General features: G+C 65.5%; 16 protein-coding genes. 5 read left to right on the top strand and 11 right to left on the bottom strand.

The window, feature by feature from the left end; translation table 11 throughout:
* Nucleotides 1-285: 285 nt before the first annotated feature.
* Together AC5RUO_RS18730 and AC5RUO_RS18725 are read right to left on the bottom strand one after the other, a co-directional pair.
* A complete protein-coding gene (locus AC5RUO_RS18730; RefSeq protein WP_494104305.1) occupies nt 286-621 on the bottom strand; it encodes a cupin domain-containing protein in 336 nt (111 codons plus the stop codon).
* A gap of 81 nt (nt 622-702) precedes the next feature.
* On the bottom strand, nt 703-1,347 hold the full coding sequence (locus AC5RUO_RS18725; RefSeq protein ID WP_494104304.1) for a DUF1295 domain-containing protein: 645 nt from the start codon (nt 1,345-1,347) through the stop codon (nt 703-705).
* Nucleotides 1,348-1,529: 182 nt separating this feature from the next.
* Between AC5RUO_RS18725 and AC5RUO_RS18720 the strand changes: the two genes are divergently transcribed.
* From AC5RUO_RS18720 to AC5RUO_RS18710, 3 genes are all read left to right on the top strand, one after another.
* Nucleotides 1,530-2,264 carry a hypothetical protein gene (locus AC5RUO_RS18720; RefSeq protein ID WP_494104303.1) on the top strand — a complete coding sequence of 245 codons (735 nt, stop codon included), beginning with the start codon at nt 1,530-1,532 and terminating at the stop codon, nt 2,262-2,264.
* Nucleotides 2,265-2,387: 123 nt separating this feature from the next.
* Entirely contained in the window at nt 2,388-3,167 is a 780-nt protein-coding gene (locus AC5RUO_RS18715) for a methyltransferase family protein (protein WP_494104302.1), read from the top strand.
* Between the two features lie 688 nt (nt 3,168-3,855).
* Nucleotides 3,856-4,923 (top strand): glycerophosphodiester phosphodiesterase family protein, encoded by a 1,068-nt coding sequence (locus tag AC5RUO_RS18710; protein ID WP_494012072.1) that lies wholly within the window; start codon nt 3,856-3,858, stop codon nt 4,921-4,923.
* Between the two features lie 4 nt (nt 4,924-4,927).
* On the opposite strand, the gene AC5RUO_RS18705 is transcribed toward AC5RUO_RS18710, so the two are convergent.
* The 5 genes from AC5RUO_RS18705 to AC5RUO_RS18685 all read right to left on the bottom strand — a co-directional run bounded on the left by AC5RUO_RS18705 (nt 4,928) and on the right by AC5RUO_RS18685 (nt 7,544).
* A complete protein-coding gene (locus tag AC5RUO_RS18705) occupies nt 4,928-5,371 on the bottom strand; it encodes a VOC family protein (protein WP_494052502.1) in 444 nt (147 codons plus the stop codon).
* Between the two features lie 42 nt (nt 5,372-5,413).
* Nucleotides 5,414-5,920 (bottom strand): mycothiol transferase, encoded by a 507-nt coding sequence (locus AC5RUO_RS18700; RefSeq protein WP_494012074.1) that lies wholly within the window; start codon nt 5,918-5,920, stop codon nt 5,414-5,416.
* The gene (locus AC5RUO_RS18695; RefSeq protein ID WP_494104301.1) at nt 5,907-6,692 is read right to left on the bottom strand and encodes a DinB family protein; all 786 of its coding nucleotides are present in this window, start codon (nt 6,690-6,692) and stop codon (nt 5,907-5,909) included. Before AC5RUO_RS18695 ends, AC5RUO_RS18700 begins: the two co-directional genes overlap by 14 nt.
* A gap of 81 nt (nt 6,693-6,773) precedes the next feature.
* The gene (locus AC5RUO_RS18690) at nt 6,774-6,995 is read right to left on the bottom strand and encodes a hypothetical protein (RefSeq protein ID WP_494104300.1); all 222 of its coding nucleotides are present in this window, start codon (nt 6,993-6,995) and stop codon (nt 6,774-6,776) included.
* A gap of 222 nt (nt 6,996-7,217) precedes the next feature.
* Nucleotides 7,218-7,544, bottom strand: a complete 327-nt coding sequence (locus AC5RUO_RS18685; protein WP_494012077.1) for a hypothetical protein — start codon at nt 7,542-7,544, stop codon at nt 7,218-7,220.
* Nucleotides 7,545-7,627: 83 nt separating this feature from the next.
* Between AC5RUO_RS18685 and AC5RUO_RS18680 the strand changes: the two genes are divergently transcribed.
* Complete coding sequence (locus AC5RUO_RS18680) at nt 7,628-7,774, top strand: hypothetical protein (protein WP_494012078.1); 147 nt, start codon at nt 7,628-7,630, stop codon at nt 7,772-7,774.
* Nucleotides 7,775-7,822: 48 nt separating this feature from the next.
* Here the strand turns inward: AC5RUO_RS18680 and AC5RUO_RS18675 are convergent, their stop codons facing one another.
* The 3 genes from AC5RUO_RS18675 to AC5RUO_RS18665 all read right to left on the bottom strand — a co-directional run bounded on the left by AC5RUO_RS18675 (nt 7,823) and on the right by AC5RUO_RS18665 (nt 10,601).
* A complete protein-coding gene (locus tag AC5RUO_RS18675) occupies nt 7,823-8,464 on the bottom strand; it encodes a hypothetical protein (RefSeq protein ID WP_494012079.1) in 642 nt (213 codons plus the stop codon).
* A 54-nt stretch (nt 8,465-8,518) separates the two neighbouring features.
* A complete protein-coding gene (locus AC5RUO_RS18670; RefSeq protein ID WP_494104299.1) occupies nt 8,519-9,268 on the bottom strand; it encodes an excalibur calcium-binding domain-containing protein in 750 nt (249 codons plus the stop codon).
* A 70-nt stretch (nt 9,269-9,338) separates the two neighbouring features.
* Nucleotides 9,339-10,601: a GmrSD restriction endonuclease domain-containing protein gene (locus AC5RUO_RS18665; protein WP_494012081.1), complete on the bottom strand. Its 1,263-nt coding sequence runs from the start codon at nt 10,599-10,601 to the stop codon at nt 9,339-9,341.
* 392 nt (nt 10,602-10,993) lie between these two features.
* Between AC5RUO_RS18665 and AC5RUO_RS18660 the strand changes: the two genes are divergently transcribed.
* The gene (locus AC5RUO_RS18660; RefSeq protein WP_494012082.1) at nt 10,994-12,565 is read left to right on the top strand and encodes a serine hydrolase domain-containing protein; all 1,572 of its coding nucleotides are present in this window, start codon (nt 10,994-10,996) and stop codon (nt 12,563-12,565) included.
* On the opposite strand, the gene AC5RUO_RS18655 is transcribed toward AC5RUO_RS18660, so the two are convergent.
* Nucleotides 12,553-13,053 (bottom strand): DUF3592 domain-containing protein, encoded by a 501-nt coding sequence (locus AC5RUO_RS18655; protein WP_494104298.1) that lies wholly within the window; start codon nt 13,051-13,053, stop codon nt 12,553-12,555. The two genes, AC5RUO_RS18660 and AC5RUO_RS18655, sit on opposite strands and share 13 nt — an antisense overlap.
* Between the last annotated feature and the right edge of the window lie 195 nt (nt 13,054-13,248).

Below are 13,248 nucleotides of genomic sequence, written 5' to 3'. Positions count from 1 at the left end.
TCGTCCAAGCCAGTGAATAGTCTCCTTCTCCATTCCCCGGGCCTCCTCCCTGAAGCGAGCGGGCCGTCCCTGCGACGGCCGCGGACCAGTATCCGTCGACGGATCCTGAACAAGTGCCTACTGCTTTTCCCTGATGCTAAGCGCTTTTGGCTGGTATTCACCCTGAATGGATGGGGTTTTGCTGTTCATGAGGCGGCCCCCTGGATCAGCCCGCTCCTGGGCTCAACAAGGTCCCGGCAGCGGTGACGGGGTAAGCGAAAGGCCGGCGCCGCCGTCGTACTGTTGTCACCTGTCCGTCTTGACCACCGTGAACAGCACCGCCGAATCCTCCTCGGCCTCCAGGCTGTGCAGGCCGTCCGGGACGATCAGCAGGTCCCCGGCCTTGCCCTGCCAGGCCTCGCCGCCCGACTTGAGCCACACGGATCCCTTGATTACGTAGACCGTGGCCTCGCCGGGGTTCTGGTGTTCGCTCAGCTGGGTGCCGGCGCGGAAGGCCATGACGGTCTGCCGCAGCCTCTTTTCGTGGCCGCCGAACACTGTGTCCGATGCCCGCCCGCTGGAGACCGCCACGGCTGCCTCGAGCTGCTGGCGGGCCAGAGCCTCAATCGATATCTTCTGCATGCGGCCACCGTACCCATGCGGCGGGGCCGGGGCCAGAGGCTGGCTCATACGGCAGAAAAGGATCTGTGCCGGGGCGCCGGACTATCGGACTGCCGGGAGCAGCACCGGGGTGTTCTTCTTGTAGGCCTCGTAATCCGACTGGCCGCCCCACTTCTTGTCCGCCTTCTTCTCCAGCGGCGGGATGCCGCTGCCCTTGATGAGCAGGAACGCGACAAACACCGGAGACAGCAGGGCCACCCACTGCCAGCCCTGCAGCACGGGAACGGCGATGATCAGCACGCCGATCCAGAGAACAATCTCGCCGAAGTAGTTGGGATGGCGGGACCTGGACCACAGGCCGGTGGAGATGAACTTCCCCTCGTTGGCCGGGTCCGCTTTGAAGCGCCGCTTCTGGTTGTCGGCAACAATCTCGATACCGAAGCCGGCGGCCCAGACCACAAAGCCGGCGAGCGCCCGGGCATCCACGCCGGGGGTCAGCAGGACCAGCAGGACAGTGATGGAAATGTAGGTCAGGGCGCCGGTGAGGTCGTAGTACGTCTCGGTCTGGGCCTTGAACGCCGGGATGAACGCCAGCCACTGGACCAGGAACGCGGCCGCCACCCCCAAGGCGAAAAGGGGAAAGCCGCCCACCGTGGCGCCGCCCTGGCTCCCCGCAACGGCGACGAGCACCCCCACCACCACTGCAACCAGCAGGATAATGAGCGCCTTACGGTCTGCGTCCTTCATACGATCGGACCCTCCCCTGGAACTGCGCGGCACACTGCCCACCAAGTCTTCGGAGCGGGAGCCGGCTTGTATTGCCCGGCATCGAAAGCTGCAGTTGCTGCCGTCCGGAAGCACGCAATTGGTCCCGTCCACCACGTCCCAGGCATCCGAGGGTTTGCACAGGGTCAAGTAGCCTTTGGTGCATGGCATCCCTCGTCGCACGATACAACGATGGCGAGTGGGCTGGCGTCTGGGATGAGATCCACCGGCGCGGACCCGTTCCCGCGGCGCAGCGGGAAGAAGTGAACGAGGTCGCATCAGTGACGATGCGAAGGGCTGCCGTGCAAATCGAGCGCATTATCGACCTTCTCCTGGCTTGGGGGTTTCAGCCGGCGTCAGGCACAACATCCCTTATCGAACCATCCCCGCCCGATGTAGCGGGCCGGCTCCGGAATGCAGAAGCCTCCATGGGCCCTCTTCCCTCTGCTCTTAGGGCCTGCATGACGGAAATAGGTGCAGTATCGCTGCTCGGAGATCTGCCTTCCATTGGCCTCTCCTACTACGGCACTTCCAACACGCCCGTATCGTCCATGCCGCCCGGACCTGACTACCCGGATCCGCTCTATCTGCCCGGCGTTGATTCCCTCGAATGGGAGTTTGCTTCCCTGGAGACCGGTCCAGAGGACCTGGAAGGGTGGAGCTTTCCCTTTGCACCGGATGAACTCCACAAGGCAAACATCAGCGGAGGCACCCATGACATACGATTACCGGATAGCAGCGGCGATCCGCTGCTATCCGGCGTCGCTGGACGACCAGGCATCACCCTCGTGCAGTACCTGAGGCTTTCCGTGGCCTGGGGCGGGTTTCCGGGATACTCCTTTGACCCGTCAACATGCCCGCCAGCCATAAGACGTCTGAGTTCCCAGCCTCTGTTCTGACGGTACCCTGATCCCCATGAGCACCCGAGACGCGCCCGTCCAAATCGGGGACCTGCCGCCTATCGGCCGGCCGGCCAACAGCGCCCTGCTCCTGGCGGGTTTCGCCGCGGAAACCTCCTGATCGTGGCCGGACATGCCATCAGCTCCCTGGCCCGCCGGGTCAAGGCGACCTACGACAACCTGCCACTGCCGTTCCCCGTCGTAACCGCAATGGCCGCGGACCTGCTCCTTGCCCGGCTCCGCCCCATGCCGCTGCCCGGACGGCGGGCCCTGCACCGGGCAGCAGGGGCCACACTGGTGGTGGCCGGCTTCGGACTTAATATCTGGGCGCTGGCCGAACGGCGGCGCCGCTCGCCGGGCCCCTTCGCGCTCGAACGGCCGGAGGAACTGGTCACCACCGGCCCGTACGCGTTCACCCGCCATCCCATGTACGTGGGCTGGTTGCTCATCGAACTGGGCGCGGGAACTCTGGCCGGCTCGTCCTGGGTCCTGGTGACAATGCCGGCCGAACTGCTGGTGGAACACCCCGTTGTCGTGGACGAAGAGGCCACGCTGGCCGGACTCTTCGGAGCCTCCTACCGCGTCAAGCGGAAATGGTGCCGCGCTACCTCGGGCTGCCGCGGGCGTAGGCCGCTACGAGCAGAGCCATCTGCCGACCTCTCCGGCTGCTCCGAACGCAGAGTCAGACGCACCCGTCATCAATGGTGCGCCCACCACGCCGAGCCAAGGAGCCGCATGAACACCAGCCTTCGGAACTGGCTGACCGGGTTCGCCGTGCTCAAGGACTTCACGGCCGTCGTCGTCATTACTGACATCCTTTGGGGCGCCGCCCCCTGCAGCATCGTCACTTGGCTCACGGCCATCATCCTGAAGTCGAGGCTCAGGAAGCGCAGCACAACCTAGCGTTCCACGGGCTTTTCCGGAGAGTCTAAGCATGGGCGCTGACTTCTCCAGCTGAGCCCTGGCCCTGTCTAGGATCACGCGCCATGTTGCGTCCGCTTATAACGGGACTTTCTGCCCTACAGGTGGTTGGGAACAGTTGCCATCCTTTTAGAAGTGCGTCCGGTCCTCCGCTTGCGGGGCCGGACCGGCAATGGCTCAGATGAGGAAATGAGGAACCGTGGCGACGGTAGAGGAGTACAAGGCAGTGCACGGCAGCAGTGAGCCGCACAGCCGTAAAAGACCGCACCGCAGAACTTGGGGATGGCGGGTGCAACGTCATCAGGGACAAGTGCCGTGTGGTGGGCCGCTGGAGCTCATGGGAGACGGCGAGCCGGGCCCTGAATGAACTCCAGAAAATTGGGTTCCGGTACGAGTACAGGCTGGAAGCGTTCCACCAGTGGGTCCGGGAGACGGAATACAGCACCAAATGCGCGGTCTGCAGCGCCAAGCGCGGACTCCCGGCTTTTGCCGGCAGCGATATGGGCATTGGGTGGCCTTGATTCTCGGGTAGCAGCTGAGGTCTCCAGGCAACCATCCTGCGTTAACTTTCTCTCCAACTCCGGGGACCAAGCGCGCAACCTGCCCTCCCTAGCGTGGACGGGTCAACGGCCCTTCAGGCCGCCCCGTTTCTTGCTGGAGGAAACCACCCATGCGTACAGTCCTGACCGCTGCGGCAGCCGCCGCGCTGATCGCCGCCCTGGCGGGCCCCGCCGTCGCCGCCCCCGACGCTGAGGCCGGCACGCCGTCGTCGAACGCTGCCGGCACCGCCACCTCCGCACTGAAGGTGAACGAACGCAACGGCTCATTCGACCTGCAGAGCCACCGCGGCGGCCGCGGTGAATGGACCGAGGAATCCCTGGCCGCGTTCGCCAACTCGCTGGCGCTCGGCGCGACCACCCTTGAGCTGGACACGCACCTGACCCAGGACGGCAAAGTGATCGTCTGGCACGACGACACCATCCAGGCCGCCAAGTGCATGGACACCGCACCCGCCACCGCCGGCGACCCCGAGTTCCCGTACGTAGGCGACCGGGTGGCCGAGCTGTCCCTGGCACAGCTCCAGACCCTGAACTGCGGCTACGTGCAGCTGGCCGGCTACCCGGAGCAGGAGGTCATCGAGGGCAACCGGATCGCCGAACTCAAGGATGTCTACCAGCTGGTCCGCGACGCCGACGCCGGGAAGGTCCGCTTCAACGTGGAGACCAAGGTGGAGAGCAGCCAGGTGGGCGGCGCCGGCATGGAGTCCCTCACCCGCGCCGTGGTGGCCGAGATCCAGGCCTCCGGCATGGCCGACCGCACCACCCTGCAGTCCTTCGACTGGTCCTCATTGAACCTCACCAAGGAACTCGCGCCCGGGCTGCCGCTGGTGGCACTCTCCAGCGGCGACGCCTGGATGGGTGTGGGCCAGCCCGGCGCCAGCCGCAATCTGGGCGGCATTGACATCGACGACTACGACGGCTCGCTTCCCAAGGCGGCAGCCGCGCAGGGGTACGACGTCGTCTCCCCCACGTTCCGTTCGGTCACCCCCGAGATGATCGCCGAGGCGCACCAGCTGGGCCTGCCCGTCATCCCGTGGACCGTGAATACCCTCGCTGACATGGAGCGCCTGATGGACTTGGGCGTGGACGGCATCATCACCGACTACCCCACGCGGCTGCGCACCCTCATGGCGGAACGCGGGCTGAAGCTGCCGAAGGCGTACGGGGTCCAGGGGTAGTTCTTCAGCCGATCCGTTGTGCGAGGGAGACGATCAGGCCCTCCGGGCCACGCACATAGGCCATGAGCCACGTGTTCTGGTACTCGCCGATGCCGCCCACCAGCCCGTAACCTTCCGCGGCCAGCCGGTCCACCGTCCCCCTGAGGTCCTCCACCTCGAAGGAGACGTTGCGCAGGCCCAGCTCGTTAGCCATCGCGTTGGGCGAGCCGGGCTGGTGGTCGGGCCGGATGAACCTCCCGAGCTCCAGCCCGGTCCCGCCGCCGGGCGGCCGCAGCATGACGATCTCAGTGCGGGAGTTGGGGATGCCGCACACCGTGTCCAGGAACTCGCCTTCCAGTTCCATCGGCCCGCCCTCCACTTCGAGGCCCAGCCCCACGAAGAAGTCCGTCACTTTTTGCAGGTCGGCGACGGTGATGCCGATATGGTCAAAACGCCGTACCACTGCCATCCGGGCCTCCTGGTTTGGTTGCTGTTCGTAAATGCCGCCAGCCTACCGGGGCTGGTGGAGCCCCTTGGCATAGGCCGCCTGGCCCACGTGCTGCAGGCAGTCGGCCAGTGTGCTGACCAACCGGACGCCGAGCGTGACGGGCGGATCCCAGCGCCTATCCACGATCCGGTCCAGGTCCTCGTCGCGGAGTCCTTCGAGAAAGCCCTTGGTCTGCCGGTGCACGGCGTCGTAGTACTCGAGCAGCAGAGCCGGTTCCGCCTGCACCGCGTCCACCTGCTCGCTCGAGTGGCCGTAGCCGGTGTCCCGCTCCGGCAGCCGTAAGCCAAACCGCTTCACGAACCCCTGCCCCGTCCAGACCTGCTCCAGCCCGGCCGCCTCAGCGACCTGCGCGTCCTCCACCCGGCCGAGGTGCCAAATGAGCCAGGCGATGGAGTTCCCGGTGCCGGACGGGCGCTCGGTGAGGGAACCGCCGTCGAGCCCTTCCAACGCGGCTTCCACGGTCTCCCGGATCCTGCCGAACGCATCCAGCAGCAGCTCACTGGTTTTCATGGGCCCCCTCTTTCTTCTGGCTGTTCCCGGCCGCCGTGGCGTCCAGGTCGCGGACGGCGAAACGGTGGTGCTCCCATTCCTCCTGGAGGATGGTGTGCAGGCACGAGAGGACGGTTTCCTCGTAGCCGGGATCGTCCGGGTTTTTTCGCTTGCTGCCCAGATCCTCCGGCGTGACGCCGGCCAGGTAGTCCCGGACCATGGCGACGCGGCCGGCGCGGACCTCGAGCACTTCCTCATAGGGCGGCGGGGTTGGCGAGAAGACGGACATGTCCAGGCCGTCCGTCTCGTACTCGGTGTTCGGCTGGCCCGCCGGGTGGTAGGGCTGCCCATACCCGAGCACGGCGCCGCGGAGCCACTTGTCGGTAGCCATGACCAGGTGCCGCAGCGTCTGCGCGAAAGACCACTCGCCGTCGACGTTCACGTCAACGGTGCCGGGCGGCATCTCCTCGACCCGCTGCAAAGTGGCGGACCACGTCCGCTCCACCTCCGCCCACGCCTCGCGCAGTCCCTCCGGGTCCGTGGCGTGCCGCAGTTCCCGTCCGGGGAAGCGGCGGTTCAGTTCGGCCTCGACAAACGGGGCAACGTCCACGCCGTTTACCAGCAGGGAGCCGCCGCCTTCCAGGAGCCAGGGAGAGTCGATGTCCACCCGGTCCACGTCCGCCCCGCGCATCACCGCGCCGGACAGGCTGGACCGTACAAAGCGGGCCCCGCGCAGGTCCACATCCAGGAACTCGGCACCTTGCAGGTCATCGGATCCGGTGAAAGTCGCCATGACGGTATCCTTCACGCTGGATCCCCGCGCTTCAAGCACCATTCAGCCCACGGACACGATCCCTGCAGCGCCTTCCGGTGTCTACTTCTGTTCCGGAATCCAGAAGGGTCCCTCCACTCCGGCCCCCGTCAGATTGTCGCAGCGCACAAGCTGGGTGCCGATGCGTTCGAGCGGGCAGTCGGGGTAGGTGGTGGGGACGGCTGCGCCCTCGGATGCTGGGATGGTGGCCTGTCCGCCGGCCCCTGCGAAGAGGAAGGCTGCGGTGAAAAGGGCGGCGAGGATTGTCAAAATGCGCCTGAACATTTTGTCTCCTGGATGGGACACAGGGATGACTGGACCGCCCATAGCGTGGGGCGGAAGGAACTGGATTCCCAGCAAATCCCTGCAGTACGGACGAAGCCGCTCTCGTCCGGGCGCCCGTCATGGAAAAGTTACCAACCGGCATCATGGCGAACAAGGGACAAAGACCCCCTTCTTGCCCTGCCCTTTCCCCTCTTTTCGAGGGGTTCGAGAGTGCTCCCTCCCTTACGCTTTGGCCGCGCGGATTGCCCTCCGGACTGCGCCACCCAGTGCGGTGATGACCGGCACCAGGCAGACCAGGGCCACCACAGTGTTCGGCCGGAACGCCACCCGCCCGCCGACATTCCGGTAGACGCCCAACGGCAGCACCATGCCGCCGCCCCCACCGCCGGATGCGCCCTCCTGCCCGGCCTCCCCGCCGCCGCCGAAGCCGAAGGACACCAGGGCCACCGGAATGACCTCTTCCCCTCCGAGCTGGACAGGGGCACCGTAGGCCCGGGCGACGCCCATGTTCTTGAACGATTCGATCAGGGACCCGAAAGTATCAGCCATGGCTCCCACCCTAGGAGTCCAGCCTGGCAGGCGGTAGCCCCGATCACTGCGGTAAGCGGGCCCTTTCCGGGATCAACTTGTGTTTGGGATCCCGGACTTCGGCCGCTTACCGGGGAGTAGGCCTGGGCGATGTGATCGTGCTCGACGCCAACCCGCTTGCCAGTGCCTCGGCGCTGGAGCAGGTGCGGGTGGTGGTGGCGCAGGGAGCGGTAGTGCGGAACGAGCTCTAACGACGAATGCCGTGGATACCTTTGCTGGTATCCACGGCATTCGTGATTCTAGCTACCTAAGTGCCATGAGTAACTCGCGTCGTTCCAATTGACGGTTGCCGAGAAACGGTAGCCGGAGGAGGATCCATCCGGTTCCGTTTTGTTCACGGCGATGCATTTAAACGTTCCGGTCAGGGCCGTCAAGTCGTCTGATGATCCCCCGCCCAAAGGTGTACATGACGCCCTTGTGATTGGCCCGTCCAAAACCCCTTCAGTGACACGGGATTCAGCGTCCTTCTTAATCGATTCTTCCATAGCGACGATGATCGCCTTGCGCTGCGTGCGTTTCGCATCATCCGCTGATTTTTTAGCTGCTGCCGCTGCCGCTTCGGCCCGTTTTGCCTCGGCTTGCCTCTTGTTCTCCGTCTCGGCCGCCGCCGCTGCTGCAGCCTGTTCTGCCTGAATCTCGTTTGTGCGCTGTACGTTGAGCGTGATTAGGACTCCGGCGATTACCGCGATAACGACCGCTGCTGCAATCAGGGCCATACGTTTGTTCACCTTTGCCCAGCGTGAACGAACTTCATAGGATGTGCCGCAGTTCGGACAAAATCCACCGGTAGTGAGGTTCTGAACACTGCACTTGCGGCAAACCTTGTTTTGCGGTTGTTGTGTGTTGTCCTGGGACAACAGATTCGTAGGGGTGTTTGTCAAGGTGTTCTCCGGTCAAGGCTCAGATGGGTGATATGCAGGCGGCAGACGGTACCGCTACTCGCACGCCACCCCGTTGTTGTTGCGGTCCAGTGCAGGCCTGAAGCCAGGCTGATGAGCGTAGAGCGGCGCTGCCCCCGCCGCTCGAACCGCATCACAGTTCTGGTAGTAGGGAGCAGACGCCGCGGGTGCCGCGGGGGCCGGTGCAGCGGGAGCCGCCGGAGCCGGCGCCGGGCCGGGTGCAGCAGGAGCGGCAGGTGCCGGTGCCGGTACCGGTACGGCCTGGCGGGCTGCGGCGTCCCGTGCAGCCTGCTCCGCTGCGGCCTGTGCGGCAGCAGCAGCGTCCGCAGCAGCCTTTTCAGCTGCTGCTTTCTGAACCGCAGCCAGCTCGGCGGCCGCCTTATCTGCGGCGGCCTTCTCGGCGGCGGCCTTTTCCGCCTCGATCTTCTCAAGGGATTTGACCCCTAGTTTCACAGTGGAGCCCTCTTCAGCCTGGGCATTTTCCGCCGGGTCCTGGGAGATCACCTGCCAGTTGCTCTCCTTGAAGATCGACTTGCCGTCCACCGCGTCCTTGGCCTCAACCTCAAATCCGAGGTCTTCCAACTGCTCCGTCGCCTTATCGAGCGTCAGGCCGACGACTCCGGGAACGGTGACTTTTGCCGCAGCCGTGGCCACGGCAGTTGCCGCCGACGCCGGTTCCGTTGCCTCCTGCTTGCTGCCGCAGCCCGTCAGCATCAGGCCGGCAAGCACAACAACTGCCAGCGTCTTCTTCATGGCTCCTCTCGGAGCCTGTGGATTGAAGGTCATTTTTCCCCCTAGGAATGGTTGTGATGTTGATGCAGTTGGGACGTGCGGAACCCCAAGACAAATAGGCGCGCTACTCGCAGGCCACGCCGTCCAGGTCGCGGTCCAGCCCGGCGCGGTAACCGGCCTGCCCGGCGTAGAGCGGAGCCGCGCCGGCAGCCCTGGCGGCCGTGCAGTTGGCGTAGTAGGCAGCCGCTGGAGCCGGCACAGCAGGAACGGGCGCCGGAGCCACGGGTGCCGGAGCAACCGGGACAGGTGCGGGCGCAACCGGAGCAGGAGCCGGGGCCGCGGGAGCCGGTGCCACAGGCGCGGGTGCAGGCTCCGCCACGACCGGTGCCGGCGACGGAGCTGGAGGCTCCGCGTTTGTCGGCGCCAGCTGTCCGCTGCAGTCGGCCAGGATCCGGGCCATGGCGTCGTGCTCCGCCTGGGTCACCCACAGCCCGTAGGTGGCCTTCACGGAAATCTGCCGGGCGACATACTCGCACCGAAAGCCCTTGTTCGGCGGCAGCCAGGTGGCGGCGTCGCCGTCGCCCTTTTTCTGGTTGGTGGGGCCGTCCGTCGCCTGCAGGTTCAGCGGATCATTGGCGAACGCAGTCCGCTGTTCCGTGGTCAGCTGCTGGGCGCCCTTCTGCCACGCATCGCTGAGCGCCACCACATGGTCGATCTGGACGGCGCTGCTGGTGGCCTGCCCGCGAAGGAAATTGATGCTCGTGCCCGTGTACGGATCGTTGAGCATGCCCGACTTCACCTTGCAGGGGACGCTGTTCATGTAGCTGACAGCTGCGAGGTCGCGCTTGAGCATGTCGTTGCGGGTGTCGCAGCCGTTGCGGTCCACATCCGCCCACGCCTGGCCGAACAGCGCCCGGTCGTACCCCGTCTTCGGCGCCCTGCCCTTGATGGGAAGGGTGGCCAGCAGGTCGACCGCCCGGGTGGCGAACGCGGGCTGCTCCTTCGGAGCGGTGACAGGGGTGCCGTGCGCCACCAGGTGCGGCGTCTCGGGATCCAGCGGTGCGCCTGTCTCCTTCGCGGTGGGGGCGGACGACGGCGTCGCACTGGCTGTGGTGGTTGGCCTCCCCGTGGCCGTGGCGGCCGGCGCCGTGCTTCCCGAGGCGGCCGCTTCCAGGTCCGCGGTGGAAACCCGCGGCATGGTTGCGCCGCCGGCGACGAGGAGGGCGAACGATGTGGCGAGTGCAACGGCGCCCGCCTTCCGCTTTGCAGGCAGCCACGCCCAGGACCGGCGTCCGGTCAGAAGGACGTACAGGCCTGTGAGCCCGGCCGAGATGGCCAGGAACACCAGCGCACCGCCAAGTCCGCTGCTCAGCGACCCCAAAAGCACGAAAAGAGCGGTAAGGACTCCGACAATGATTGTGGAAGCGAGCGGTTTGCGCGGCGGTTTGGGCGCAGGTTGGTAAGGACCCCTCAGGGCCTGGTATTCGGACATCATTTCCCCAGCTATCTGAGCCCGAAAAGGCCCCGCAATTGCCGGGCTTGCTGCTAAACGCGACAAATGATTCGTGGTTGAGCCTATTAGTCCGGCTGCACGGAAGTTCCGCATTCCGGCTTTCCTCGCCGAAGATTGCGCAGCACTTGAGCAGATCTTGAGCCTGCCTGTCGCACTTGAATTATTCGGCTTAACAATTGGGGGATCCGCTGAACCGGACGATGCTTGTCTTCGCCTTTTGTCCGCCCTACCGTGAAGGGAAAAGCGGCCGAAGTGCAGGTGCAGGCATGCGGACTCGTGAGGTGTGGTCACGCTGCCTCCTGCTGTGCTTGCTGGCTGCCTGCATTGCTGCCGTCCCCTCCCCTGCCGCCTCGGCTCCCGCTGTTGATCGCGCCACCGAGGAGCAGACCTACGACGCCCTCGATGCCTTCCTCCGGGAGCAGATCAACGCCCTCGGAATCCCCGGTGCCGCCGTCGCCGTCGTGCAGGACGGGAAGCAGGTGCACTCGGCTGCGTTCGGCCGCGCCGATGATTCCGGACGGCCCATGACGGTCCAGACGCCGGTCCTGCTCGCGTCCACCAGCAAGTCACTGACCGCGATCGCGGTGATGCAACAGGTGGAGGCCGGCCGGCTGCGGCTGGATGAGCCGGTGCAGGCCTACTTGCCCTGGTTCACGCTTGACGACAGCCGTTCCCCGTCCATCACGGTGCGGCACCTGCTGCACCAGGCCAGCGGCATGGCGTCCAGGGACACCGCGTTCGAAGCCTCCCTCGACCAGGGCCCGGAGGCCCTGGAAGAAGAGGTCCGGGCATTGGCTGACGCCACCTTAGCTCGTAAGCCGGGCGAGGCATTCCACTACGCCAACGCCAACTACAACATCCTGGGCCTGCTGGTACAGACGGTCTCCGGGCAACCGTTCGGGCGGTACCTGGAGGACCACGTTTTCGAGCCGCTGGACATGGCGCACACCCACCCCACCCGTGCCGCCGCCCGCGCCGGCAACGCCGCCGCAGGATACTCCCGCTGGTTCGGCTCCTTCTGGCGCCAGACGGACGTGCCCGCTCCCTCGTCCGGGATGCCCTCGTCCACGCTGTACTCCTCCGCGGAGGACCTGGGCCATGAGCTGATCGCCCTGCTCGACGGCGGCCGTTACGGTACGTCGGAGATCCTCCGGCCCGGGAGCGTGGAGACAATGTTCGAGCCGCGCGTGCAAGTTGAAGGCTCGAAGGAGTACGCCATGGGCTGGTTCACCCGGCCGCTGGTAGAGTCCGCCGGCCCTGGTCCGGCCGTCCCCGAGGAGGCGTTGCCCCGACTCCTTGAGCACCAGGGGGAGTGGGGCAACAGCCACACCTACCTGGGCATGGTCCCGTCCTCGGGGCTGGGCCTCGCGCTGGTCATCAATGCCAACGACGCCGCTGCACCGTCACGGTTGAAGGCCATCGACACGAACATCCTCCGGATCCTCCACGGCCAGGAACCGGTGCCGGCCGTCATCCACGAGGACTGGCTCCAGCGGTACAGCTGGGCGGTGGCCCTGGGACTGCTGCTCGCGGAGCTACTGAGCCTGTGGCTGGGCGCGCGGTTCCTGCTCCGGCAGGGACCTGCGCGCTTTCCCGCCGCCTATGTGGTGGCCGCCCTGGCCCTCGACGCCTTTGTCCTGTGGCTGAGCCTGGACTATGCCCCGGCCAGGTTCGATACGCATCTGCTGGTGGTCATCCGGCAGTTTCCCGACGTCGGCCTGTTCCTGGTGCCGGCACTCGCCCTGGCCATCGTCTGGCCGATCCCCCGGACCGTCTGGCTGTTGATTCGGTCGGCGCGTGTGTCAGAGAACCCCACTGGACCAGCTCACCCGGCCTGACGGGATTCGGTTTGTTTGCTGTGCCTGAACCTGCCCAAAAGTAACGGCACTGCGACGAGCAAAGCGATCAACACCAATATTCCCGTAACTACGGTGCCGGCGCCGCGGAGCCATACGCCTTGGCTTTCGTAACCCGAGACGATCGCATGGCCCGGATCCTGCTCTCTATAGATGACCGTGACGTCCTCCCCCACAACGGGGTGCTGGTCATGGTCCACCGGTGCCCAGGTGTAGTGGTAGGCCCCGTCAAGGGATATGAACTCTACCTCGATATCCCGATCCGATGCTTTGCTGACGTCGTCGAAATCGACAATGGTGCCTGTGGTCTGCGTCCCGGTCAGGGCCAGTTCTTCGTCGATATTGATGAAGTACTGGCCAAGGACAAACATTGCTGGACCGATGAGGAGGACCATCACGCCCACCAGCGTACGGAGCACCTGCTTCAGGGACGACATTCTCGATTTCACGGCAGCTCTGCGGGCATTCACTCGCCCCATTCTGCCGGATGAAAGCCATCCCCATGGTGGTCCAAATGCGGTTGGTTGTTTAAATGCGGGAGGCTTAAATGCGGGAGGCCCCAACCTGCGGTTGGGGCCTCGACCGTGATGTGTTGTCCGGCGGTGTCCTACTCTCCCACACCCTCCCGGGTGCAGTACCATCGGCGCTGTGGGTCTTAGCTTCCG

The organism is Arthrobacter sp. Y3221087 (genome assembly GCF_059089905.1).
This window is presented reverse-complemented; position numbering and strand designations above follow the sequence as displayed.

Coding starts and splice junctions, on each gene's coding strand:
- AC5RUO_RS18730 (WP_494104305.1), bottom strand. CDS start 621: ATGCAGAAGATATCGATTGAGGCTCTGGCCCGCCAGCAGCTCGAGGCA.
- AC5RUO_RS18695 (WP_494104301.1), bottom strand. CDS start 6,692: ATGGCGACTTTCACCGGATCCGATGACCTGCAAGGTGCCGAGTTCCTG.
- AC5RUO_RS18660 (WP_494012082.1), top strand. CDS start 10,994: ATGCGGACTCGTGAGGTGTGGTCACGCTGCCTCCTGCTGTGCTTGCTG.
- AC5RUO_RS18670 (WP_494104299.1), bottom strand. CDS start 9,268: ATGACCTTCAATCCACAGGCTCCGAGAGGAGCCATGAAGAAGACGCTG.
- AC5RUO_RS18710 (WP_494012072.1), top strand. CDS start 3,856: ATGCGTACAGTCCTGACCGCTGCGGCAGCCGCCGCGCTGATCGCCGCC.
- AC5RUO_RS18705 (WP_494052502.1), bottom strand. CDS start 5,371: ATGGCAGTGGTACGGCGTTTTGACCATATCGGCATCACCGTCGCCGAC.
- AC5RUO_RS18725 (WP_494104304.1), bottom strand. CDS start 1,347: ATGAAGGACGCAGACCGTAAGGCGCTCATTATCCTGCTGGTTGCAGTG.
- AC5RUO_RS18720 (WP_494104303.1), top strand. CDS start 1,530: ATGGCATCCCTCGTCGCACGATACAACGATGGCGAGTGGGCTGGCGTC.
- AC5RUO_RS18700 (WP_494012074.1), bottom strand. CDS start 5,920: ATGAAAACCAGTGAGCTGCTGCTGGATGCGTTCGGCAGGATCCGGGAG.
- AC5RUO_RS18690 (WP_494104300.1), bottom strand. CDS start 6,995: ATGTTCAGGCGCATTTTGACAATCCTCGCCGCCCTTTTCACCGCAGCC.
- AC5RUO_RS18685 (WP_494012077.1), bottom strand. CDS start 7,544: ATGGCTGATACTTTCGGGTCCCTGATCGAATCGTTCAAGAACATGGGC.